This is a genomic window from Proteus sp. fly-1067, assembly GCF_040139345.1.
GTDB classification, from domain to species: Bacteria; Pseudomonadota; Gammaproteobacteria; order Enterobacterales; family Enterobacteriaceae; genus Proteus; species Proteus vulgaris_B.
This window is the reverse complement of sequence record NZ_JBEEUL010000299.1, coordinates 1-508: the sequence shown is the minus strand read 5'-3', so window position 1 is coordinate 508 and position 508 is coordinate 1. Positions and strand designations below refer to the sequence as shown.

1 protein-coding gene is annotated in these 508 nt (G+C 35.8%); it reads right to left on the bottom strand.

What is annotated here, in order from left to right:
• The coding region (locus tag ABN217_RS20505; RefSeq protein WP_502935155.1) for a flagellin N-terminal helical domain-containing protein at nucleotides 1-508 on the bottom strand (508 nt) is incomplete at both ends.

Here is a 508-nt window from a genome sequence, read left to right as displayed (position 1 = left end):
TATCAATCCCTAAAGTAGTGGCATCCATCTTTTTCAGATTAACACTAATTTGTTCTTTATCATTTGCCCCAATTTGTAAATCTAATGAACTATCGCCACTTAATACTTTCACACCATTAAATTGGGTCTGTTCAGAGATACGATTAATTTCAGCAGTACGTTGTTTAACTTCTTCTTGAATAGATTTAACGTCTGATTCTGAATTAGAACCATTTTTTGCTTGAACGGTTAATTCACGAATACGTTGTAAGTTATTGTTGATTTCGTTTAATGCACCTTCTGTCGTTTGTGCAATCGAAATACCGTCATTCGCATTACGTGCGGCTTGGGTTAAACCTCGGGTATTAGCGGTAAAACGGTTAGAAATTGCCTGACCTGCTGCATCATCTTTTGCACTATTAATGCGTAAACCAGAAGATAAACGTTGAATTGCGTTACCCAGTGCACTTTGAGAACGGTTTAAATTATTTTGAGTTGTTAGAGACAGTACATTGGTATTAATAACTTG